Below are 17,455 nucleotides of genomic sequence, written 5' to 3'. Positions count from 1 at the left end.
TTATTTCTATTTAACAATCATTATTTATTTACTCAATTAATGAGCTTGACAGTTGCTTTTATCTCTTTAAGGTTATTTTACAATAAATACCTTTTAAATAAGCTTAAAATAAAACCCTGTTTTATCATCATTAATTCTCTATTCCTTTATAATTTTTATTAATAAAATTTTGGTCTAGTTCATGAGAGTCTTTATACTTTATTCTCAATTCTTTTAATTCCTTTCTTAATTTTACAACGGTCTCTGCATAAGCTGGATCGTTATAAACATTCTTCATTTCTTGTGGGTCTTTTTTAATATCATACAACTCCCACTCATCAACATCATAATAAAAATGAATTAATTTAAATTCTTTTGTCATCATTCCATAATGGCGTTTCACCATATGTACAGATGGATATTCATAAAAATGATAATAGACTGCTTCTCTATTCCATTCCTTGTCATTCTCTGTTAACAATGGCATTAAACTTTCTCCTTGCATATCGTTTGGAGCAACTACTTGTGCAGCTTCTAAGAATGTTTGTGCAAAGTCAAGGTTTTGAACCAATTCTTCATTGGTTGTTCCAGAATTAACTTTATTTGGCCAACGAATTAATAAAGGAGTTTTAAAAGATTCTGCATACATAAAACGCTTATCAAACCAACCATGTTCTCCAAGATAAAATCCTTGATCAGATGTATATACTACAATCGTATTATCTGCTAAACCACTTTCATTTAAATAATCTAATACTCTACCAACATTATCATCTACAGATGAAATACAAGCAAGATAATCTTGCATATATCTTTGATATTTCCATTGTATTTTTTCTTTATCATTCATCTTAGGCCAATGTGCTTCAAAATAATCTGATATTGAATCTAACACCTCTCCATATTCAGCTCTCTGCTCATCACTACCACGTGCCATCGTTTTATATCCCCAAGTTGTATTTCCAGGAACTACTGGTAAAACCTCTCCCATTCTATCCATTGTTTCAGGTCGTATTTTAGAATCACTACTATATTTCATATGATATAAAATATTCATTTCAGCAGTTTTTGCAGCTGTACCCCTACCTTCATAATCATCATATAAAGTTGCAGGTTCTGGAAAAGTTTTTTTCGAAAATTCCTTAAATTTATCCGGACGTGGCCACCAGTTTCTATGTGGAGCTTTATGCAAATACATCATCATAAATGGTTTTTCTGGATTTCGTTTTTCTTTGAACCAATTAAGCGTTAAATCTGTAATAATATCTGTAACATAACCTGTAATTGTAGTATCTCCTTTTTTGGTTATAAAATCAGGATTTAAATAATCTCCTTGTCCTGGTAAGATCATAAAATCATCTACACCTTTTGGACTATTTCCAAAATGTAATTTTCCGAACATTGCTGTTTGGTACCCTGCTTTCTTTAATAATTGAGGAAATGTTACCTGTGTTGTATCAAAATGAGATAAATTATCAATCTTACCATTGATATGTGTATGTTTTCCTGTTAATATTGTTGCTCTAGATGGTGCACAAATAGAATTTGTTACAGATGCATTATTAAAAAGCATTCCTTCATTTGCTATTCTATCTATATTTGGAGTTTTAATTAAAGTACTATCATATGCGCTTATTGCCTGATAAGCATGATCATCAGACATTATAAATAATATGTTTGGGCGTTTAGATTTTGACTTGTCTTTCTTTTCTGTATTACATGCAAAAAGCATTACGAAAACCACGATAAAAACTACCGATTGACTTAATTTATTCATTTTTATAAAATTTATATTTATTAAAAGGTCTTTACTTACCTTTTTACTATTTTAATATTCGTTCCTTTATTTCCTACAACCTCTCCATTAGTTTCAATCTCACAATCTCTTGCCATTTCTCCAATTTTGATGGGCATTCCTGTTTCGTTCTTAAATTGTAAACCAATCGTTTCTCCTTCACCATAAGGAGACATTGATTCTCCATGTTTGGGATGTGTATATCCTATAAGGATTGGAAGGTTCTTTTTCCTTTTTTTCCCTTCGAGAGATTTTAGTACTACTTTATTATTCTTTCCTTGAATAGTAATTAAAGCGTGTACCAAACGATCAGATTCTGCTGGATTTACAATTAATTCTACATTCACATTACTACCTTCTACGAATAATAATGGTCCATAATTGGCATCTCCCACACAGTTTTTAACAATAGCGTCATCTCCAACCCAATAAGCTCTTTCTGTACCAATGGTTCTACAGTTTTCAAGTCGTACACCGTTTGTACGAAGTTCAAAACCTGCTCTCGTATTTTTAGCTGTACAGTTTTTAAAGAATATATTTTTTGATGCACCATAAGTACGAAAACCATCCTCAGATAAGGATTTCATATAACCAGGAGTAACAACATACTCTCCTTCACGATTCTGAGTCCAGGTTCTAAAATTCACATCAAAAGCAGGTCCAGATGTTTCTGCAAGAATATCGTCTGTAGTTCGGATAGCTCCTTCCGCATAACAATCTTCAAAATATACATTTTCTGGATTTTTTTGAATAAAATAACAATGTCCAAAAGAGCTATTATATAATTTACATCTATACAGTTTAGTATTGCTTCCTGTAACTAACAATCCACTATGCTTTTTATGCTTAATAACTGTTTCCCTAGCTTTTCCTTTTCCAAATAAATCTCCATAACCATAAGGATACGAACCTGCAACATAGAGTGTCATTTCTTTAAGCACATTCCCTTCTCCTGCTACTTGCAACACAGTTCCTCCAGGTGAAATTCCTTCTCCTTTACATCTAATAGTAAGTCCTATAAAAGTATTTCCGCTTCCAGTTATCAGAAATTCATCACTATGAATTGGAGGATTTAAAGCTGTACGTAATTTAGTATCTACTGCAATTTCAACACCCTTTAGGTTAAATACATTATTATTTCCACTGAAAGTGATAAACTGAAACTCTTTACTTTCATGACGCTTAATCATTGAGTCAATAGAAAAATAATCTGTTAATTGATATACGCCTGGAGACATTGTAATTACATTTCCACTTTGTGATGCGTATTCTGCTAATTCTTTTATGCTGTTAATTTTCACCTCTTCAGCATTCAAACAGCTAACTACACCAATTAATAATATTACTAAAACAGACTGAAACAGATTCCTTTTCCTATTTCCCATTATTTTTTTATTTTAATATTTGTACCTGCATTACTTATAACATCTCCATTAGTTTTAACTGAACAACTATCAGCCATTTCACCTATAAGAATAGGTAAAGAAGTCTTGTTATTTATTTTTATATTTTCTGCCCTTTTTTCTGGAATTATTGCAGATATTTCTCCAGAACTAGACATACCATAACCTAACATTATCGGAATTACTTTTTTTCTTTTTTGTTTATCAAAGTTCTTGATAAAAACTTTATGACCTTTACCACAAATTGTTGCAACGGCATGAACTTTCATATTTGTTTCTCCTGGCATAAGCGTTAAATCTATCTTGGAAGGAGCATCTCCAACAAGATAAAGTAAGGGTCCGTATTTTGCATCTCCTCTACAATTTTTAGTAACCGCTTTATTTAAATAGTAACCACGTTCACAGTTAATCGCTTCACAATTCTTTAATGAAACCTTTGCTAAAGCAAATCCAACTCTCATGTTTTTTGCTACACAGTTAATTGCAGTGACTTTACCTGTACTGTAAGTTCTAAAACCACATTCATTTAACGATTTCATATAGTTCGATGGAATCTTCTTTTCACCATCATAATTCCTATATATAGAAGCAAAATTATTATCAAAAGCAGGACCTGATGTTTCTGCAAGCATCTCGTTAGTAGCTCTAATTTGTCCTTCTGCATAACAATCTTTAAAATAAGTATTGTCTCCTCCTTGAATAAAAAAAGCATGCCCCAATGATTTCATAAAAACTTTACATCCATACAATTTTGTATTTATTCCAGTAATTAAAATTCCACTATGCTTTTTATGTTTTACGATACTTTTTTTTCCTTTTCCAAGGTAATCTCCATAACCATAAGGGAAAGACCCATTAACATGAAGTTCTATATTTTTTAGTATATTATCTTCTCCTCCTGCTACAAATGCTGCTGCCCCTAATGCAATTCCATTACCTTTATACCTTATTGTAAGACCTTTTAAAACATTCTTATTACCTGTTATTAAAAATTCACTGTTGTGAAGAGGTGCATTTAATGACTCACGTAAACTATTATCAACTTCTAATTCTACACCTTCTAGGTTAAACACATTATTACTTCCACTGAATGTGATAAATTGAAATTCTTTACGTTCATGACGTTTTATCATTGAATCAAAAGACAAATAATCTGTTAATTGATAAACGCCTGGAGACATCGTAATTACATTTCCACTTTGTGATGCGTATTCTGCTAATTCTTTTACGCTGTTAATTTTTACCTCTGTCGCATTGATGAAGTTTGAAATAAATATCAAACCAAAAATCATTATTTTTTGAACTATTTGCATATTCCGTTTTTGTAGTATTATTTTGAATTTTGATTTGCGTTTACATAATTATAATACACAGATCCTTCCATTTCTCCCTTGGAATTATAAAACCAAGTCTGAATAAAAGCAGGGCCTTTTGGTAAGTTTTTTAAAGTAAAACGAACTCCATCTGCATTTGGATTAGCATCTTTTTTAGTATCAACATACACTTTGTCTCCATTCCATATTTTTATTCGGGCACTAGCTATCTTCAATGCTACTCCAGATCCAGCAGAAGTTAGCGTTGTTTCACCTTCAAGTTCTTTAGGCCAACGGCGTAGGTCGAAATTATAAGTTCCTTTTTTTTCAAATTCAATAGCGATGAAACCACTACCAGAAACTCCTTTTTTAACAGCAGCTTGTTCCCAAATTACGGTACCGTGAAAATCCATAGCATAAAGTTCTGATTCAGGTTCTTGTTCACTTCCTAGAACAATACGTGTATATTCATTAGAACGCTCATCAACTAATTGCCACCAAAGCTCATATTCTTCCTTAAGATCAGCAATAATACTATTGTTAGCAGCATTCCCAATAACATCATTTTGTTGTAATTCATCTACAAGCACATCGTAAAGTTCCCAATCAGATTCACTATTAGTACGAATTAAACGCCATTTATTAGTAATTATATCACCTTTCCATATATCTTTTCTTACGGAAAGTTTTTTATATTTCTGAGGCATTTCAGTCCACATATCGTTAATGGTAACCGATCTTTTTTTATAATCAATAGGATCGTTAGAGGTGTCTTCATCTAAAAAAGGCTTAAAACTTCTTCCTCTAATTTTTAATTTCTTAGACCTGTTTTCTACATCTTGAAAATCTAAAACATCCATAAAAGTAGGTAGCCAGTCGATGTGTGCAGTCAATGGTAAAACATCTCTACTTTTTCCTTTGCCTCCAAGATTTCCATTTGGCCAACGAATAAAACACGGTACTTTAGTTCCTCCATCGTAATTAGAACCTTTTCCACCTCGCAAATAAGTACCACCTCCATTATCAGTCGTAAATACAAGTATGGTATTATCGGCAATACCTTTATCATCTAGATATTTTAGTAATCGCCCCATATTCTTATCAATATTTTCAATTGTACCTGTCTTTGCATTTACTCCTTCGCGAGCATCTGGCGGCGAAACATGTGGTGCATGTGCGGTTCCTAAAGGAATGTAAGCGAAAAATGGTTTTTCTTTTTTGATGTTATCATCCATAAATTCGAATGCGCGATTGAAAAAGAAATTGGTGGTAAAAGCACCTTCAATTCCATCATCTTCATCAGTCATATCTATTAAAACATCATTCACCAAAATTTTTGCATGATTGTTCGTATTATCCCAATAATCTGGTAATTGACCTGTACCTCCACCTTTTATCCATGCTACATATTCGAAACCTCTATCTTTAGGACGAAATGGGTAGTTGTCTCCCAAGTGCCATTTAAAGAAAAGTCCTGTTGCATAGCCATTATCTTTAAAAACATCAGCCATGGTAATTTCATCAGCACGCATCATATTTCTACCATTAATAGTATGCCAAACTCCCACAACATCACTTGGTCTCCCTGTTAGTAAGGCTGCTCTTGTTGGAGAACAACTGGGTGAGACATGAAAATCTGTTAATCGAACACTCTCTTCTGCTAGTTCATTAATATTAGGGGTTTGTGGTCCATTTTTTTTGTAATAAGAAAAGGCATTATGGCTTATATCATCAGGCATCACAAAAATAACATTTGGTCGATCCTGTGAAAAAACAGGCAACATCATTAAGAATATTAATGATGCTACGGAAGTTTTTATAAAATTTCTATTTTTCATTTTTTATCAATTAAGCAGTAATCAATTATTTTTTATAGGGTTTTCCATAAAATTTTTAAGTAATTCCGGATTGGTTTTTTCAACTCCAGTTAACATATATAAAACCATTCCTGCATCCGAAGCATCAAAACTCCCTTTTTTTACACAGGTTTCCATTCTTGAATACAACCAACTCCAAGCACCTTTTTTATACGCTTTATTCTTTCGAGATTTTGAAGTTTTCATCCAATCGAACTTTGCCTTTGGAGCCTTTAACCCTAGATAATCTTTACCTCCATTTTGACTCGTTATTTTAATCGTTTTTAGAAGCCCTCCTTCTTTACTTGAAAATTCTTTTTTTATCTCTTTAAAAGTCCATCCTGAATGAATGTCCCAATATTGTTTGTGAGGTTTATCACTATGATTATCATTCCACCCAGAGTGAGAAACAAGCGTTACATATTGTCGTTTAGAGATATCTGATCTATTAATTGCTTCTCCAACAACCTGCATCGGACCAGCGGCAATTATAATTAACGGATCCTCAGCGGAAGACGCATTTATTACTTTGCATAAACTATTGTATGCAACTTCTGCGTTGTCTACAGCACAAATAAAATTCGTCTTATCAAACCCAAACCATTCTTTTCCTGCCAAAGCACTTTCTCGCATTTGCTCATATGCGGTTAAACCCGATTCTGATGTAGGATGATCTTGGTTACTCCCCCAAATATGGTCGCTATAAGTATAAATAACTAATTTATCTTGAAGCTTAGCAGCAGAAAGTAATGCTAGAGAAAGTGGTGTTGCTGCCCAATCATCATGATCATGTTCATTACCATCAGAACTAATAGCTATTCGTCCTCTTCCTTCCCAAACAGGTTTTTGTGCAAACATTCCATTTACACATACTATAAGCGTAAGAATACTACTCAGAAAAATAGACTTCATATTTTTCATAATCTTTTTATTTATCAAAACTAAAAGCTTCAATTGATGTTAATTCTGTACTTCCTCCACGTTTGCTACATCCCGAAGCTATGTATAACTTCTTTTTATGCCAAATTAGTTGTGTTCCGTGACGACCTTGAACAAGAGAAGGTAATTTACTCCAGGCACCCGTTTTTGTATCTAAAACATCTAATTCTCCGTTTGCTTTTTTCTCTTTTGATGTTTCTCCTCCAGTAAAAATTATTTTATTATCGATACATATAGAAGTACAACCTGCTCGTTGTCTAGGAATTGAAGTATCTAACGTACTCCAGGTTTCTGTTTTAAAATCATAAACATCAATCTCTGCAATTGTTAAATGAAAGACTTTTTTAATTTTTCCTGATGAAATTCGTCCACCCAATAAATACAATTTATCATTACAAATTACTGATGTAGCATGGTCTCTTGCTCGTGGAGCATCTGGAAGTTTTTTCCATTTACCAGTTTTAAAATCATATACATCAAACCATTTTACATGACCATCCCAATGACCATCTATAATACCACCTGCTATGTAAAGTTTATCTTTATATACATTGGCTGTTGTTGATGCTCGAACTCTATCCTTTGGTATTGCAAATCCTTTCATCCATAAATCTTTAGCGGGATCATAAACATAAGCTTGTGGCAATGGTGTTTCATAAGGATATTTTCCTGTATGAGCACCCACTATATAAATCTTCTTTTTATATGAAACTCCCTGAAAATGATGTATTTCTATTGGTGGTTTTGCTCCTGAAGTCCACAAATTATTATTTGGATCAAATACAGAAACCTCTTGAATACGACGACCTCCAAGAAGGTAGAACTTACTATCAACTTCTACAAAAGCTGCTTCATGCCTTGCTACTGGTTCTCCATTACAACTTAAAGTTTCCCATTTATAATCTTTAAAAGATTGAGAGAATATTTGTTGAACAGCAAAAAACAAGAAAACGAGAAAACTTTTTTTAATCATAATAACGAGTTTTTAACAATTTTGATCAATTCTTTTTTTATAATATTATACGGATATACAGCATTATCCGATTGTCTTTCTAAAACATAAAAACCTAAGCAAAGACTTGAAGTATCCATTTGATTATCCTTACCCTTGATCTTTTTTTATAATAATTATTTTATGTTCTTTTTTTTTGAATACAAAACGAAATTAATTCAATTTCAAATTAAAGTATATAATTTATAGTTCACTTCGTATAACTCATAGTTTTCTACTCATACTTGACACTCATTAACAATTCATTATATGCATTATTTTAATCTCAACAAGATTTCACAATAAAAAAGACGACACATATCTGTATCGCCTTTTTTGTATTAAAATGTAATTCGTTTATGATTCTACCAAAAATCATTATCTTTTTTAACCTGCATATTCTTATAGATATATTTAGGATTGTTAAAAACAATATTTAATTAGTTCATATTTTAATGAATTTTCTTTTAGAATTAATCGATCACAAAGTAAAACAACAATATCCAATAACTTAATCACAAAAACGGTTCAAAAGGATAAAGTAGATTAGATGCAACTATACTAATGAATTCTATATAATTACTAAACGAAAAAAAGTGCCTAAGAATATCTTAAGCACTTCTATTTTTCTTTTTACATTAATACAACTTTAATAAAATTGTATTTTATTATTTCTTTACAATTTTCTTTGTAAATTCTCCTGTTTGTGTTTTTATTTTTAAAAAATAAACACCTGTTGCCAAGGTAGAAATATTAACTTCAGGAGATATTTCAGTAATATTAGAACTCAATAACATCTTACCTCTAAAGTCATAAACACTAATATTAGCGTTATCCACGTCTTCACCTTTTATAAAAATAACATCATTTACAGGATTAGGGTAAACATTAAAGTTTAAATTTTGCTTAACATTACTTACACTTAATACATCTAGGCTTGCAAAATCTTCCCATACAGCAGCAGATCCATAAGCAGTTTCGGCCCCACTTGGAACCAATAATGGTATCGTAGTATAACCTGAACTTAAAAAAGCATTTGCATCTACTGTAGGAGGCGTTGGATTTAAGGAAGTTACCGTTTTAAATCCGGCATTTCTAAATGCCCATTTACCTATTGTAGTTACTTTACTAGGAATTGTAATTGATTCTAAACTTGTATTTTCATCAAACATACCTAAAGGTATATCTGTTAAAGATGGAGAAAGGGTTACATATGTCATATTAGTACACTTAACAAATGAATAATCTGATACAGATGTTAATACAGGAAGATTTAAAGATTTAAAACCATTACATCTATCAAAAGCACTTGGTCCAGTAGTAGTTAGGTTCGCTAAATTTGTATCTGTAGGTACTAAAACCTGACATTCTCTAAAACCTCTTTTATCAATTTGAACTAGGTTTTCTAAATTTGCAGAAGCTAAAATAGTACATCCGTGAAAAGCTGACTCTTTAATATGAGTAACTGAACTTGGTAGTATTACCTCAGTAATATTCACATTAGCTTGAAAAGCACTTTTACCGATAGCAGTAACATCATAAGTTACTCCATCAACAACCGTAGAAGGTATTGTTACACTACCACTCACAGTTCCATCATTAGAGACCTCCACTGTATTTGATGTTCCTAACTCCGTGATTTTATAGGTTAAGCCTTCAATTACAAATGTGTCTCCTACAGATTGAGCACTTAATAAAGAGAATGACAAAAAAGTAATAATAAAAAATAATTTTGTTTTCATAAGAAATAGTTTAAATAATTAATAATTATATACAAATTTATATTTTTAATAAAAAATCAACTATAATCTATAACTCAAAACCTATAAAATAATACCTTATTCATATAAATCAACGATATAACAAGCTTTATAAAAATAGATTATGAAGAAAACTTTATTTACTAACAATAATAATATTTCACAATTCTAAACCTAACTTCACAAACTAATAAGTTCTAATTAAATACCGCGGAGAATAATTTTTATATAGAAAATCTAATTTTAGATTTCTTTTTTTTATTTATACATCTTATGAAAAACCGTATTTTAATTTACAAATTCACAATGCTTTCTTAATAGCCTTTTGAACTAAAGGTTCCATAATATCATAACCTGCTGCATTAGGGTGTACTGTATCTCTCCCTAAATGTTTTATCAGCCCTTTATCTTCATTTACCATTGGTGTGTAGTAATCTAAATAAATAATATTATTGTCTTTTGCATATTTTTTAAGAAGCTTGTTCAGTTCAATAATCTTATCAGCTGGTTCTATAGATGGACACCAAGAATAACTAATTACTGGCAATACGGATGCTAAAACAACTTTAATTTTATTTTTTTTAGCTAATTCTACCATAGAAAATATATTTCCTGCAATACGTTTGATACTTATTGGACCTCTATTTTCTGCGATATCATTTGTTCCTGCAGAAATAATAACCACTTTAGGATTTAACTCAATAACATCTGGTCTAAAACGCAATAACATTTGAGCTGATGTTTGTCCGCTAATTCCTCTATTTACAAATGATGGATTTTTCTCGAAGAAAATACCATGATCTCTTGTCCAGTTATCTGTAATTGAATTACCAATAAATACTACTCTATTTTCTTTTTTAGAAGGTGCTTTTAGTGCTGCATTTGCTTTTCTATATCTTTTTAGATTTGCCCAATCTTCTGTAGGAATTAATTGTATTCTTACAACTGAAATTTGAGCATCGTCAACCTTTTTAGGTAATAATACCGTTAACTTACCATTAATTAATTTTATTTTTATTTTTTTACTTGGATTAGAAAGCAACCTTGCTTCTCTTGGTTTAATAGCTCTATCTATTACCAATTTACCATCCTCTGGCCAATGAATAACATGCGCTAACAAGAAACCATCTTCTACTTGAGTATACGCTCCCCATTCTGGTTTTTCAGAAGGAATTGTTTGAGAAAACCCAACACTAACATTTAAAATAATAGCAACTGCAACAATTATTATTTTCTTATAAATATTCATCTTGTTTTTATTTAATAATTTCTGATCAGTATAAACAGATATTTTGAAATAGAATTCTGTATTTTGAAAAGAATCTACAAATATCTTTTTAGATGTTTGTAGATTCTTTTCTTTTAAAATTTTATTAAAATTATTTTTTTAACTCAATTTTAATTACTGTTACAGTAGCATCTGGTGCTAACATTGGCACATCTACTAATACATTTCTTGAAGTTGCAGTTGTTGTTAATTTTGTTTTTGGGTTTGTTAAAACAGTTGCCTTTTTTACTTTAATTTCTTTATTTATTTTTAACAATCCGTCTTTAGGCCAATCAAAAACATGTGCATAAATCACATTATCTTTTTTAGTATAACGTCCCCATTTTGGTTTTTTATATGGACTTGCAGAAGCTCCGTAAACAGCTTCACCATTCTTTTTAGTCCATTCTCCCATTGCTTTTAAACGTCTAATACTTTCTGAAGGGAATCTTCCAAAACCATCAGGACCAATGTTTAATAAAAAGTTACCTCCTTTAGAAACAATATCAACCAATTTCTGAATTAAATCTTTACTACTTTTCCAATTATTATCAGATGGCTTATATCCCCATGAACCATTCATTGTCATACATGCTTCCCAATCAGTATCAATTCCTGTATCTGGAATTTCTTGTTCTGGTGTTCCAAAATCTCCAGCAAAGTTTCCTACTGCATCCATTCCTTCCATTCCTTTTCTTCCTTTATCAACTCTATTATTTACAATTGTATTTGGTTGAATATCACGAATGTATTTATAAAGATCTTTCCCCATTTCTGTTGTATAATCAGAAATCCAATCACCATCAAACCAAACTACACCAATATCTCCGTAATTCTTTAACAATTCACCTACTTGAGGTTTCATATATTTTTCATAATACTCAGGAAATTCTGGGTTTACTACAGATGGATCATCATGTTGAGAAATGTTATAATTTGGATATAAATTACCTTGTGCTTGTGGGTGATGCCAGTCTACGATAGAATAGTAAAAACAAAATACAATTCCTTGTTTTTTACAAGCTTCTGATAATTCTTTAATAATATCACGTTTAAACGGAGAAGTATCCATAACATCATAATCTGATACTTTAGAATCCCATAATCCAAAACCTTCGTGATGTTTAGAAGTAAGTACAATATACTTCATACCTGCATCTTTAGCCATTGTTACCCATGCATCTGCATCAAACATTGTTGGGTTAAACATTTTAGGAAATTTTTCATAATCTTCTATGGTATAATCTAATTTATCCATTGCCCATTCTGCACCACCTCCAGCAATTTTAGTTCCACGTTCTCCACCTATAATTGAATACGCTCCCCAATGAATAAACATTCCGAATTTAGAATCTCTCCACCATTCCATACGTTCATCATCAGACAAACGTTTTTTTGTTGATCTCTTTTGCCCAAAACTTGTTTGAAGCGTAAGTATTGCTACCAATACAACTAAAATAATTTTCTTGTAATCTTTCATTCTTTTCTTTATTTATATTATTTAGAAACTAATATTGTATTAATTGAAGTTGCTTTTAGTTTTGCTAAAACTGTTTTATTTCCAACTTTAATCTTAATTGTTTTATTTTCTTTATTAGGATTATTTACCAAAATAACTGTATTTCCATCTTTAGATTTATAAGCAAGATGGTTTTTACCTTTTGATGATTTTAATAAATTATCTCCTGGTTTTACAAAATGAGACAAGTGTTTAAACAGGTAAAACTCATCATTATAAATTACTTCTTTTGTGTTTTTATCAATAACAATCATTGAGTTTTGTGGCCATCCCCAAGAACTCATACCTGTTTCATCTAAAATCATATTCCAATACATATACGATCCACTACCACTATTTGTATAATGCACTAAAGTTTCCCATGAAACTTGTAATGACGACCAATTATTTTCTTGATTCCCACATTTATTCTCAGTTTGCATTAACTTATAAGATGGATATTCTTTTGTTATTGTTGGTATAGATTTTGAACCTCCCCATTGAAACCCTACTCCACTAAGGTATTTTGAAGCATCTTTATTATCTAATACTGTTCTTACATAATCTGGATTTCCTGCATTTATAGTTCCTAACCAAATTTCAGTTGATAATTTATCTTCTTTAAATTTAGGCCCCAAAAACTTCCCTATAAAATAAGCCATATCTTCTGGTCTCCAAGTGCAAGCTGGCCAGTTAGGTGCATAAGCAACTTCATTTTGTGGCATAATAGCCCATAATGGCACACCTGCTTCTTTGTATTGTTGTACAAATTTAGAGAAATACAAAGCATATGCTTTTAAGTATCTTTCTTGCATTTTAAAACCAGTTGCATTGTTAAAAATTTCTGCACCAGGGGTCATTCTATTTCCTTGAGGACGCCCATTCCAATCTCCACTTCGTGCTGAATAATGTTCATTTACTTTCATCCAAGCTGGAGGTGACCAAGGAGAAGCCCAAAGTTTTAAACTAGGTTGAATATTTAATGCTTGTTTGATATAAGGAATCATAATAAAGCGATCTCTATCAATATTAAAATCACGCATTCCAAAATCTTCAGGAACATCATTACTAGAATAGTAACTTAATGCATAATCACTAGCTCCCAATGGTAAACGACACATTGTAAAATCACATCCATCTTCAGAAAACAACGCTTCCATTACTTCTTTTCTACCCTTTTCTGGTAAAACTTGTAAAGCTGTATAACCTAATTCATTAAAAGAACCCCCAAAACCATCAACAACTTGTAAAATACTATCTGAATAAACAACAATATCTGCCTCTGCATTAGATTCAATAATTTTAATATCTCTTTTTGATTTCACCCATCGCTCTGTTTCTGTTGTAGAAACCATTTTAACTTTTTGAGCCATCATTACTTTACTTACAAAGAACATTAGTAAAGTAAAACTAAAGAGTAAGCTTTTGTTATTAATTTTCATATTCAGGTGTTTATATTTTAATTACTTAAATCTAATTTTAAGTGGTAGCTCAGACTGATTACGCATTACTACAATATCTATCAATTCAAGTTTGTTATTATTTCTTAAAACTGTAAAGAAATCTTTTACATTTTTAAGTTTTACACTATTTGCTTCTAGAATTACATCTCCTTTTTTAATTCCATTATTTTGTACTGCAGGACTAGGTTTCCATATTTTTAATACAATAACTCCTTCTGCTGTATTTAACCCATAAGCAGATTGCTCTTGCTCAGAAGATACACTTTTTAATGTATTTCTTAACCAAGCTACTTTAACATTTCTTTCTTTAGCACCAATTTTTGATACATCTCTTAATACTGGAATTTCAGGTGTTTTAGCTAACTTTTTTAAATTTGCTTTTTGAACTCCAAATTTATTCATTGGAAAATTTTTAAAACCGACTTTTAAAGCTGGTGAATTTTCTTTAACACTAAAATCTAAATGCTTCGGGTCTTTAAACATTGGATCTCCATAAAAACTATTCAAGTCTCTATTATACATTTGTGATTTCATCATTGCTTCTTCAGTAGGAAAAAAGTTATAATCTAATTCTTTTCCCCAACCTAATAAGCCAACATCTTGATAGGTATCACCCACAATGTTATGCTTAAATACATCTCTACTATTTGCGAACCATACATGTGGATGTAGCGAATTATTAACCATAATGTTATTTTCTGCTACTCGATTAAAGCCTTCTCTTAATTTTAATCCGTTATTTAATAACAGGTTATTGTAAATATGATAATTAGAAGAACCATCGTCTAAATCAATATCCCAACCATGATCACAACGAAAACGATTATTTCTAATGACAGTCGTTTTTACAGCATCCCAAGTATACATATCTGGTTTTTGAGTTGTTAACTCGTTCATCTTATTTCTCTTTGGAAGCCAAAAACGATCTCTTCCCCAAGAATTAAACGAACCATGATCACTAGTTTCTAAAACAGTATTAAATACATCATTAAATTCTAAAACATGACCTCCCCAAGTTCCATCACCAATATTAATTCCTGCTCTAGGCACGTCATAAATACTATTATGACTTATTTTAATGCTCATAGCCATCGCAATTTGAACTCCTGCTGTTTGCTTTTCTATACATCCAATTCTATGAATTAAATTATCTTTTACTAAACAAGCTCTAGGATATAATTCATTTTTAGGTCCAGAAATCGTATCCATTTCTGATAACGCTACAAATTGTCCGTAATTAAATGATGGGGAACGTACTGCAGAAGGATCTCCAATAAAAGAAATAGCACTTGCTCCATTATTATGAATATGGTTTCCCTTAATTTCTAAACCTTTATTATACTTGCTTGCCATCAAAACATTTCCTCCTAAGTAAGCAAATTCACTATCTTTTACCTCACAATTTTCTGTACCTTCAAAAAAGACAACACTTCCTCTATAAATAGACCAATCGCTTCGTAATAAAGGTTCAAACTTCTCTAAAAATGTACGTTTTGTGTATTTAAAAGAAATACCACTAATCGTTACATTTTTTACTGGTTTTTCTAAGGTACCAACTACCTGAATCAAATCTTTCAATACAGCAACTTCTACTTTAGAGTTTTCAATATTTACATTTTTAGTAGGCCAATAATACAATTGATGCGTTTCTTTATCTAAATACCATTCTCCTGGACCGTCTAATTCTTCAAACACATTTTCTACCATTCGATATTCTTTATGTGGTTTAGAACCTCTATTATTTTGCTGTCCTCCTTTTAAAATAGCATTTCCCTCTTTATCTACTCCCGTAATTTCAAAATGAAAACCTCCCCATTTACCACCATGTAAAGCGTTAAAATAAGCTACTTTAGGATTTTTCCATGTTGCAATACGTTCTTTTGATATTGCATCTGATGCAAATCCTTGCCAATAATGAGCTTTCTCATCATAATTTGGATAACGAGCTAAAATTTGAGGTGTATCATTCACTATAAGTTGATCAAAATCTAAATTTGAAGCAACCTTAGTTACATAAATATCATTATTGAATTTTTTCCAATTTGTGTTTAAGATTTTAGAACCTTTAATAGTTACATCTGAAGAATTTGTTCCTTTTATTGTTAATCCATTTAATAAAGGTGAAATAATAATTGGTTTCTCTAAATGATAATCTCCTGGAAGTACATTGATAATTACCTTTGCATTTTCTCTTTTTGATTTTATTGCTGTTGCCTTTTTTACAGCAGATTCTAATTTCAAAAATGGAGACTCTTTAGTCCCTTCATTTTTTACAGCACCTTTTTTTGATACAAAAAGCTCTATTGTTTTTGGTTTATTAAATGTTGGTTTTCCTTTTAAATATCCAAGAGACTCTAAAAAAATATCAGCCTCGTAAGTAGTTTTTAAATAATGTTCTACTCCTCCTTTTTTCCATTGATTAAAAAATCCATGAGGTTGGTTTTTATACACAAACAAATCACATCTACTTCCAACAGCTTCCATTTTAGCCTTGTAGTTTTTAGCAGTTGCAACAGGAATAAGTTTGTCTTTATCTCCTAAAAAAAAGATTGTTGGAGGAACTCCTTTTTTAATATTATGAAGTGGCGATATTTCTTTATACCGTTCACCAACTCTTTTATAACCATATCCGTTTTTACTATTGTCTATTACAGGATTATAAAGAATTAATGCATTGGCTTTAACGCTAATAGACAAATCTTCCTTTGGTTCATTTAATCCTTCTAAAGTAGCAGTTGCAGCAGCTAAATGACCTCCTGCAGAACCACCAGAAACAGCAATTTTCTTTGGATTTACATGTAATTCTTTTGCATGTTTTCTTATATATCTAATAGCAGATTTTGCATCTCTTACAGCATCAAAAGGAGTTGTTTTATGTCTATTTTTAACTCTATAATCTACCAAAATAGAAATCATACCTCTAGACGCAAAATATTTAGATTGATCTTCAAATTGTGTAATACTTCCTCCATTCCATCCTCCTCCAAAAAAGAAAACTATTGTTGGTGTTTTTCTTTTGATTTTCTTCGGATAAAAAAGCGTTAATTTTAACGTATCTCCATCTATAACTTTATAAATAAGTTCTTGTGGATTCGTTTGATTTCCATCAATTTTATGTTGACTATTAACCTTTGTAATTGTTAATAAGAAAAGTAAGGTTGCAATTAAATACTTTGTCATTATTTTTATTG

11 protein-coding genes and 1 pseudogene are annotated in these 17,455 nt (G+C 31.0%); 1 reads left to right on the top strand and 11 read right to left on the bottom strand.

Translation table 11 applies throughout. From position 1 onward, the window contains the following. Positions 1 to 130: 130 nt before the first annotated feature. From PHEL85_RS10375 to PHEL85_RS10350, 6 genes are read right to left on the bottom strand one after another with little or no spacing between them, the layout of a single operon-like run. Positions 131 to 1,756: a sulfatase gene (locus PHEL85_RS10375; RefSeq protein ID WP_036824758.1), complete on the bottom strand. Its 1,626-nt coding sequence runs from the start codon at positions 1,754 to 1,756 to the stop codon at positions 131 to 133. A 35-nt stretch (positions 1,757 to 1,791) separates the two neighbouring features. Beyond that, positions 1,792 to 3,159: a hypothetical protein gene (locus PHEL85_RS10370; RefSeq protein WP_036824756.1), complete on the bottom strand. Its 1,368-nt coding sequence runs from the start codon at positions 3,157 to 3,159 to the stop codon at positions 1,792 to 1,794. Continuing rightward, a complete protein-coding gene (locus PHEL85_RS10365) occupies positions 3,159 to 4,490 on the bottom strand; it encodes a hypothetical protein (protein ID WP_036824753.1) in 1,332 nt (443 codons plus the stop codon). Before PHEL85_RS10365 ends, PHEL85_RS10370 begins: the two co-directional genes overlap by 1 nt. A gap of 17 nt (positions 4,491 to 4,507) precedes the next feature. After that, the gene (locus PHEL85_RS10360) at positions 4,508 to 6,328 is read right to left on the bottom strand and encodes a sulfatase-like hydrolase/transferase (protein ID WP_081965125.1); all 1,821 of its coding nucleotides are present in this window, start codon (positions 6,326 to 6,328) and stop codon (positions 4,508 to 4,510) included. Positions 6,329 to 6,349: 21 nt separating this feature from the next. Next, complete coding sequence (locus PHEL85_RS10355; protein WP_156109181.1) at positions 6,350 to 7,267, bottom strand: hypothetical protein; 918 nt, start codon at positions 7,265 to 7,267, stop codon at positions 6,350 to 6,352. 7 nt (positions 7,268 to 7,274) lie between these two features. Continuing rightward, on the bottom strand, positions 7,275 to 8,258 hold the full coding sequence (locus PHEL85_RS10350) for a Kelch repeat-containing protein (protein ID WP_036824748.1): 984 nt from the start codon (positions 8,256 to 8,258) through the stop codon (positions 7,275 to 7,277). 457 nt (positions 8,259 to 8,715) lie between these two features. On the opposite strand from PHEL85_RS10350, the pseudogene PHEL85_RS18140 reads away from it, so the two are divergent. Then, positions 8,716 to 8,826 (top strand): annotated as a pseudogene (locus PHEL85_RS18140) (IS1595 family transposase); the annotation flags it as partial. 118 nt (positions 8,827 to 8,944) lie between these two features. Here PHEL85_RS18140 and PHEL85_RS17375 read toward each other — a convergent pair. The 5 genes from PHEL85_RS17375 to PHEL85_RS10325 all read right to left on the bottom strand — a co-directional run bounded on the left by PHEL85_RS17375 (position 8,945) and on the right by PHEL85_RS10325 (position 17,444). Beyond that, complete coding sequence (locus tag PHEL85_RS17375) at positions 8,945 to 10,018, bottom strand: leucine-rich repeat domain-containing protein (RefSeq protein ID WP_052108539.1); 1,074 nt, start codon at positions 10,016 to 10,018, stop codon at positions 8,945 to 8,947. A 319-nt stretch (positions 10,019 to 10,337) separates the two neighbouring features. Further along, positions 10,338 to 11,285, bottom strand: a complete 948-nt coding sequence (locus PHEL85_RS10340) for an SGNH/GDSL hydrolase family protein (RefSeq protein ID WP_081965124.1) — start codon at positions 11,283 to 11,285, stop codon at positions 10,338 to 10,340. Between the two features lie 130 nt (positions 11,286 to 11,415). Next, on the bottom strand, positions 11,416 to 12,783 hold the full coding sequence (locus tag PHEL85_RS10335; protein WP_036824745.1) for an alpha-L-fucosidase: 1,368 nt from the start codon (positions 12,781 to 12,783) through the stop codon (positions 11,416 to 11,418). A gap of 17 nt (positions 12,784 to 12,800) precedes the next feature. After that, entirely contained in the window at positions 12,801 to 14,243 is a 1,443-nt protein-coding gene (locus tag PHEL85_RS10330; protein WP_052108538.1) for a glycoside hydrolase family 30 protein, read from the bottom strand. A 21-nt stretch (positions 14,244 to 14,264) separates the two neighbouring features. Then, positions 14,265 to 17,444 carry an alpha/beta hydrolase fold domain-containing protein gene (locus tag PHEL85_RS10325; RefSeq protein WP_081965123.1) on the bottom strand — a complete coding sequence of 1,060 codons (3,180 nt, stop codon included), beginning with the start codon at positions 17,442 to 17,444 and terminating at the stop codon, positions 14,265 to 14,267. Positions 17,445 to 17,455 lie beyond the last annotated feature (11 nt).

Origin of the sequence: Polaribacter sp. Hel1_85 (assembly GCF_000766795.1) — a bacterium.
Taxonomy (GTDB): Bacteria; Bacteroidota; Bacteroidia; order Flavobacteriales; family Flavobacteriaceae; genus Polaribacter.
Note: the sequence above shows the minus strand (reverse complement) of the source record. Positions and strands in the feature narration are given on the sequence as shown.